Origin of the sequence: Enterobacter sp. DC4 (assembly GCF_000568095.1) — a bacterium.
Taxonomy (GTDB): Bacteria; Pseudomonadota; Gammaproteobacteria; order Enterobacterales; family Enterobacteriaceae; genus Enterobacter; species Enterobacter pseudoroggenkampii.
Window position 1 is genome coordinate 34,823 of the sequence record NZ_AZUB01000016.1, and the last position, 6,812, is coordinate 41,634.

Consider the following 6,812-nt stretch of genomic DNA (forward strand, 5'->3'; position numbering starts at 1 on the left):
TATTGACACACACATGAAGGCAAAAGCGATATTACTCGCCTCTGTCCTGCTTGTAGGTTGCCAGTCGCAGAACGGCAGCAACGTACAACAGCACGCACAGAGCCTTTCTGCAGCTGGTCAAGGGGAAGCAGGGAAGTTTGCAAGTTCGGCGCGCTGGATGGACGATGGAACATCTTTCGCGCAGGATCAAGACTTGTGGACCTCTATTGGCGACGAGCTAAAGATGGGAATTCCGGAAAATACCCGGATTCGCGAACAGAAACAGAAGTATTTAAGTAATAAGAGCTATCTCCACGATGTAACGTTACGGGCAGAGCCGTATATGTACTGGATAGCCGGGCAAGTTAAGAAACGTAACATGCCTATGGAGCTGGTACTCCTACCCATAGTGGAGAGCGCTTTTGACCCACACGCGACGTCTGGCGCCAATGCCGCAGGCATTTGGCAGATCATTCCGAGCACCGGGCGAAACTATGGTCTGAAACAGACCCGCAACTATGATGCGCGTCGCGATGTTGTCGCTTCAACGACAGCCGCTCTCGACATGATGCAACGTCTGAACAAGATGTTTGACGGTGACTGGCTGTTAACGGTCGCAGCGTACAATAGCGGCGAAGGTCGTGTACTGAAGGCAATGAAAGCGAATAAGGCACGGGGTAAATCCACCGATTTTTGGTCGCTCTCACTGCCACAGGAAACAAAGATTTACGTACCGAAAATGCTGGCATTGAGCGATATTCTCAAGAACAGCAAGCGTTACGGTGTACAACTGCCAACACCAGACGAAAGTCGTGCACTGGCGCGTGTTCGCCTCAGCAATCCGGTTGATATTCAACAGGTTGCTGATATGACGGGTATGTCGGTAAGTAAATTGAAAACCTTTAATGCTGGCGTTAAAGGCTCAACCCTGGGGGCAAGTGGCCCGCAGTATGTAATGGTTCCGCAGAAACATGCTGAGCAGTTACGTGAGTCTTTAGCTTCGGGTGAAATCGCCGCCGTTCAGTCAACGCTGATCGCGGATGTCTCATCAGTTAACAGCCGCAGTTATAAGGTTCGTTCAGGTGATACGCTTTCGGGCATTGCGTCACGTCTTGGCGTGAATGCGAAAGATCTGCAGCAGTGGAATAATCTGCGCAGCTCCGGCCTGAAAGTGGGTCAGACTCTGACGGTAGGCGCAGGTAGCAGCGCACAGCGTCTCGCCAGCAACAGCGATAGCATTACCTATCGCGTGCGCAAGGGCGATTCACTGTCCAGTATCGCAAAACGACACGGCGTGAACATCAAGGATGTGATGCGCTGGAACAATGATACTGACAATCTGAAACCTGGCGACCAGCTGACGCTGTTTGTGAAGAACAGCGCGACGCCAGACTCCTGATAGCACGATCGAAAGATAAAAAGGCACCGATTCCCCTCGGTGCCTTTTTTGTTTATCCCGCTTTTTGCGCTTCAGCCATGATGGTATCGCTGGTAAACGAACCATCGTCCTGCAGTTCAAAGTATGCCTTTACCTCTGCGGACGCACTCTCCTGATACAGCCTGATTGCCTGGCTTAATGCTTCCGGGGTGCGCATACGCGCGATCCACGAGCTGAACTCAAGCGGCAAACGGTCTGTGATTAACGCGCGTGTAATCAGTCCCGCTTCCGTGATAAGCGATAACCACTCTCCGCTGGCGTAGTTTTGCACATGCGAGGTGTCGCGCAGCGCTTCCACCGTTTGCAGCCAGATATTGCGCACCGGATGTCCAGGAGACATCACATCCATAATAATGAAGATGCCGCCCGGCTTCAGAACACGTTTGACTTCGCGTAATGCCTGGCCAACATCATGCCAGTGGTGCGCGGAGTAACGGCTGATCACCACCTCAAACGACGCATCATCAAAAGGTAATGATTCGGCATAGCCCTGACGCGTATCAATGTTGTCCAGCCCCTTCGCTTTCGCCGCCTCAGCAACGACGTCCAGCATCTGGCTGGATAAGTCATACGCGGTAACGTGCGCGACATACTGTGCAGCCGTAAAGCTGGCATGCCCTGCCCCGCAGCCTAAATCCAGCACGTGAGCCTGCGGGAATGCCGCCAGACGTTCACCGAGACGCACCAGATCGCGGCCAGAAGCATGCACGGCGCTGCTCAGATAGGCATTTGCCTGAGAACCAAACTGTTTTTCTACGTTGTCATGATGGGAGTGTGTTGTTGTCATCGTACTGTCCTTTGTGAGTGGAAAATAAAGGGCAGCACCCGCGCAGGCCTGCCCCACGGCAGACCTGACACACCATTATTAATCAGGTTTGCCGGGACTGAATTCAACTAGTAGAGGGTTATGATCCGAGGCGCGCGTCACCAGAACAGAGGCGTCATGCACGCTCAAACCACGATAGAAGACAAAATCGAGAGGACGACCAAAGGCTTTTTTGCGCTGGTCATCGCTAAAACGAACTTCACGCAGCGACATTTCGCGCGCAAAGCGATACAGCGCGTTCATGCGTGGACGGCTCCAGGCATTGAAATCGCCTGCCATAATAATGGGCCCGCTGTGATGCGCAATCTGATCGCCAATGGGAAGTAACTGCTTACTGTAGACATCCACGCCCAGGCTGAAATTGACCGCATGGATGTTCACGACCATCAACATACGGGTATCCGGCAGCGGATAGACCGTCACCAGCGCCGATTTCGCCAGACGCAGGATAGGTTCACGTTCGCGCAGAGGACAGCAATAGACGGGATGTGCTGCTGAAAGCGTCATCACGCCTGAGGGGTGCTGCGGCAGAACAAATGCAGGCACCTGGTCGGCGGCAAGATAGTTCGTGGTGGCAAACCGGACAAGCTCAGGGGTGGTTTGCGCCTCCTGGAGCAGAACCAGATGGGCATCTTTGCCAAAATTCTTGAGGACCGATAACCACTCTGCACGCTGCTGCTTAAAGATATTCCACACCAGTACACGGATTTTTTCATCGCTGCTTAACGGAGTTCCGGCGGGTAATGCCTGGCTTATGCTCGCAAATGACCCCGGAGGCAAGATCCTCTCCGCGGGCATTCCGGCAACATAACGCATGGCATAGGTATTTTTTCGCACTTTTGGAAACAGCCTCTGTAACATGAACCAGCCCGGAAAACGGACTGGTTCTAATGTTATAGGGACTTTAGGTCATACTTTCAACGCAATTTCTGAGAAACCGCTTTCCAGTTTTGTAAGCAAGCACTTACTGATTTTATCCCAGCGCGACACGAGCAGGTTTATCAAGACGTCCACTCAGGCCAATCAGCAGGAAGGCGACCAGGACAATCACCGAGCCAATCCATGGGGTCTGGGTTAATCCAACATGCGCTACGGTTTGTCCGCCAATGATGGAGCCCAGCGCGATGCCAATATTAAATGCGGCAATGTTCAGACCCGATGCCACATCCACCGCATTTGGCGTATAGAGCTCGGCTTTCTGGACAACGTAAACCTGAAGCCCGGGCACATTACCAAAGGCAAAGATCCCCATGACCAGCACCGTGACCAGCGCGGCGTAGTGTAGCGAAGCCGTGAACTGGAAAATCATCAGCAGGACAACCAGGGCGGCGAAGATGAATTTCAGCGCCGGTACCGCACCATGCTTATCCGCAAGCTTGCCGCCCCAGATATTGCCAATCGCAACGGAAATACCGTATCCCAGCAAAATCCAGCTCACGGCATTGGGGGAGAAGCCTGCCAGGTCCTGCATCATCGGTGCCAGGAAGGTGAAGGCGGTGAATACGCCGCCATAGCCCAGTGCCGTGACCGCATAGATGATCAGTAAGCGCGGATGCGTGAGCACCTTCAACTGATCGCGCAGGCTGGCGCTGGCCCGGCCAGGAATATTCGACGGTACCAGCAGCAGGCTGGTCACCAGGGCAATGACGCCCAGTAAGGAGACGGCCAGGAACGTTTCACGCCAGCCGAAGTGCTGTCCGATAAACGTGCCCAGCGGTACGCCCGTAACAAGAGCGACGGTCAGTCCGCCAAACATGATCGCAATGGCAGACGCCGCTTTCTCTTTGGGTACCAGGCTGGTTGCAATAGTGGAACCAATCGAGAAGAACACCCCGTGTGCAAGGCCGGTCAACAGACGAGCGATGACCAGCGTGGTGTAGTCCGGTGCCTGCCAGGCCAACACGTTGCCGGCGGTGAACAGCACCATCAGCGCGACTAACAGCTGCTTACGCGGAAAACGTCCGGTCAGGGCCGTCAACACGGGTGCACCGACGGCGACGCCCAGGGCATAGATGGACACCAGCAGCCCGGCGGAGGGCAACGAGATCGCAAGCTGGTTAGCAATGGTGGGAACCAGCCCCACGATAACAAATTCGGTCGTGCCAATTGCAAAGGCACTGATCGTCAGGGCAAGAAGCGCCAGTGGCATAAAATACTCCGTATCATCAGGATTAAGATGACAGGCAGTATGCGCCAGTGCTTAAATAACAAAAATGGTCAAAATATCAATAGAATTTTGCAGGTGGTGCAACAATGAAAGCAACGTCGGAAGAGCTGACAATCTTTGTCGCCGTCGTCGAAAGCGGCAGCTTTAGCCGCGCGGCCGAACAACTGGGACAGGCTAACTCAGCCATTAGCCGCTCGGTAAAAAAGCTGGAGATGAAGCTTGGGGTGAGTCTGCTCAACCGAACGACGCGGCAGCTGAGCCTGACGGAAGAAGGAGAGCGTTATTTTCGCCGCGTGCAGTCGGTACTGCAGGAGATGGCTGCAGCGGAGACGGAGATTATGGAGACCCGCAGCACGCCGCGCGGGTTACTGCGCATTGATGCGGCCACGCCGGTGGTGCTTCACTTTCTGATGCCGCTGATTAAACCTTTCCGCGAACGTTATCCGGAGATGACGCTCTCTCTGGTCTCCTCAGAGACGTTTATCAACCTCATCGAGCGTAAAGTGGATGTGGCTATCCGGGCAGGAACCCTGACCGATTCAAGCTTGCGTGCCCGCCCTCTGTTTGCCAGCTACCGCAAAATTATCGCATCACCAGAGTATATTGCTGAACATGGTAAACCGGAGACGGTTGAAGAACTGAAGCAGCATCTGTGCCTGGGCTTTACGGAGCCGGTGTCGCTGAACACCTGGCCTGTCGCCTGTCATGATGGTCAACTTCATGAAATTACCTGCGGATTATCCTCAAACAGCGGGGAAACGCTGAAGCAGCTGTGCCTTACCGGGAATGGCATCGCCTGTTTATCGGATTACATGATTGATAAAGAAATTGCGCGCGGTGAACTTGTGGAGTTAATGGCCGATAAGCGTCTGCCGGTAGAGATGCCTTTTAGTGCAGTCTATTACAGTGACAGAGCGGTGAGCACGCGCATACGGGCCTTTATTGACTTCCTGAGTGAACATATAAAAACAGCTCCCGGAGGAGCTGTGTGAGGGTTTAGAGTACAGAGGGGGGTTAATATCAGTCCCAGTCAGGCGCTAAGCCTTCCGGGCTAACCAGACGATCGTTGCACTCCAGGGCTGCGATCGCTTTTTTATCGTCAGCATCCAGCTGAAGATCCGTTGCTAACAGGTTGCTGGCCAGGTTTTCACGCTTAGTTGATGATGGGATCACGGCATAACCTTCCCCCATTGCCCATGCCAGAATCACCTGCGCAGCAGTCGCGTTATGTTTCTCAGCGATACGCGTAATCACTTCATCTTTCAGCGCTTTACCGTAGGCCAGCGTCATGTATGACGTGATGTGGATCCCGTGCTGTTTTGCCCAGTCCACGACTTTGCGGTTTTGCAGGTATGGAGACAGTTCAATCTGGTTGGTCGCAATATTTTCTGCGCCAACAGCGGCAATGGCTTTTTCCATCAGCGGAATGGTGAAGTTGGAGATCCCAATTTCGCGGGTTAAGCCCTGCTTTTTCGCTTCCAGCAGCGCCTGCATGAATTCTTCCACGGAGACGGCATCGTTTGGTGATGGCCAGTGGATCAGCGTCAGATCGACGTAGTCAGTACGCAGTTTTTTCAGGCTCTCTTTCAGGCTTGGGATCAGCTTGTCTTTGCTGAGATTCTCAATCCAGATTTTCGTGGTAATGAACAGCTCATTACGCGGTACACCGCTCTCTTCGAGAGCTTGTCCAACGGCAGCTTCGTTTTCATAGATCTGTGCCGTATCAACTGCGCGATAGCCCAGTTCGAGTGCGGTTTTAACTGATGCGATAACAACGTCGTCTTTCAGGCGGAATGTGCCCAGACCAAATGCAGGGAGAGTCATAATTTTCCTCAAGCGTTATGTTCGTAAACTGAGGACGATTATCGCTGGCGGTGTTATAGAGAAAAAGATCGTAAAACGCAGAGGATTTTTGCTGATTTCGCAATAATTAAACGTCAGATAAGAAAAAAGCCCTGAGCGTTAACTCAGGGCTTTTAATAAGTGGCGGAACGGACGGGACTCGAACCCGCGACCCCCTGCGTGACAGGCAGGTATTCTAACCGACTGAACTACCGCTCCACCGAAGACTGCTTGTAACCACCGGATTTATGCACCGGCTTACTACTTAATTTGATGCCTGGCAGTTCCCTACTCTCACATGGGGAGACCCCACACTACCATCGGCGCTACGGCGTTTCACTTCTGAGTTCGGCATGGGGTCAGGTGGGACCACCGCGCTAAAGCCGCCAGGCAAATTCTGTTAATCTGTATCAGGCTGAAAATCGTGTCTGTCTCTTCGCCAAAACACCTTCGGCGTTGTAAGGTTAAGCCTCACGGTTCATTAGTATCGGTTAGCTCAACGCATCGCTGCGCTTACACACCCGACCTATCAACGTCGTCGTCTTCAACGTTCCTTCAGG

The 6,812-nt window shown here is 53.2% G+C and carries 6 protein-coding genes, 1 tRNA gene and 2 rRNA genes; 2 read left to right on the top strand and 7 right to left on the bottom strand.

All coding sequences use genetic code 11. The features are described 5' to 3' along the window. Positions 1-13 precede the first annotated feature (13 nt). The gene (gene mltD / locus P349_RS00650; RefSeq protein ID WP_032645479.1) at positions 14-1,378 is read left to right on the top strand and encodes a murein transglycosylase D; all 1,365 of its coding nucleotides are present in this window, start codon (positions 14-16) and stop codon (positions 1,376-1,378) included. Positions 1,379-1,430: 52 nt separating this feature from the next. Here mltD and P349_RS00645 read toward each other — a convergent pair whose 3' ends face one another. The 3 genes from P349_RS00645 to P349_RS00635 all read right to left on the bottom strand — a co-directional run bounded on the left by P349_RS00645 (position 1,431) and on the right by P349_RS00635 (position 4,392). After that, a complete protein-coding gene (locus P349_RS00645; protein WP_032646941.1) occupies positions 1,431-2,204 on the bottom strand; it encodes a class I SAM-dependent methyltransferase in 774 nt (257 codons plus the stop codon). A gap of 78 nt (positions 2,205-2,282) precedes the next feature. Then, positions 2,283-3,080 (bottom strand): endonuclease/exonuclease/phosphatase family protein, encoded by a 798-nt coding sequence (locus P349_RS00640; RefSeq protein ID WP_032646982.1) that lies wholly within the window; start codon positions 3,078-3,080, stop codon positions 2,283-2,285. Positions 3,081-3,216: 136 nt separating this feature from the next. Then, positions 3,217-4,392, bottom strand: a complete 1,176-nt coding sequence (locus tag P349_RS00635; protein WP_032646940.1) for an MFS transporter — start codon at positions 4,390-4,392, stop codon at positions 3,217-3,219. Positions 4,393-4,496: 104 nt separating this feature from the next. On the opposite strand from P349_RS00635, the gene yafC reads away from it, so the two are divergent. After that, on the top strand, positions 4,497-5,402 hold the full coding sequence (gene yafC, locus P349_RS00630) for a DNA-binding transcriptional regulator YafC (protein WP_032646938.1): 906 nt from the start codon (positions 4,497-4,499) through the stop codon (positions 5,400-5,402). Between the two features lie 28 nt (positions 5,403-5,430). Here yafC and dkgB read toward each other — a convergent pair whose 3' ends face one another. The 4 genes from dkgB to P349_RS0124800 all read right to left on the bottom strand — a co-directional run. Further along, complete coding sequence (gene dkgB / locus P349_RS00625) at positions 5,431-6,234, bottom strand: 2,5-didehydrogluconate reductase DkgB (protein WP_032646936.1); 804 nt, start codon at positions 6,232-6,234, stop codon at positions 5,431-5,433. Positions 6,235-6,394: 160 nt separating this feature from the next. Beyond that, positions 6,395-6,471, bottom strand: a tRNA-Asp gene (locus tag P349_RS00620). Positions 6,472-6,527: 56 nt separating this feature from the next. After that, a 5S ribosomal RNA gene (rrf, locus tag P349_RS00615) occupies positions 6,528-6,643 on the bottom strand. A gap of 69 nt (positions 6,644-6,712) precedes the next feature. Then, positions 6,713-6,812 (bottom strand): 23S ribosomal RNA (locus P349_RS0124800); the annotation flags it as partial.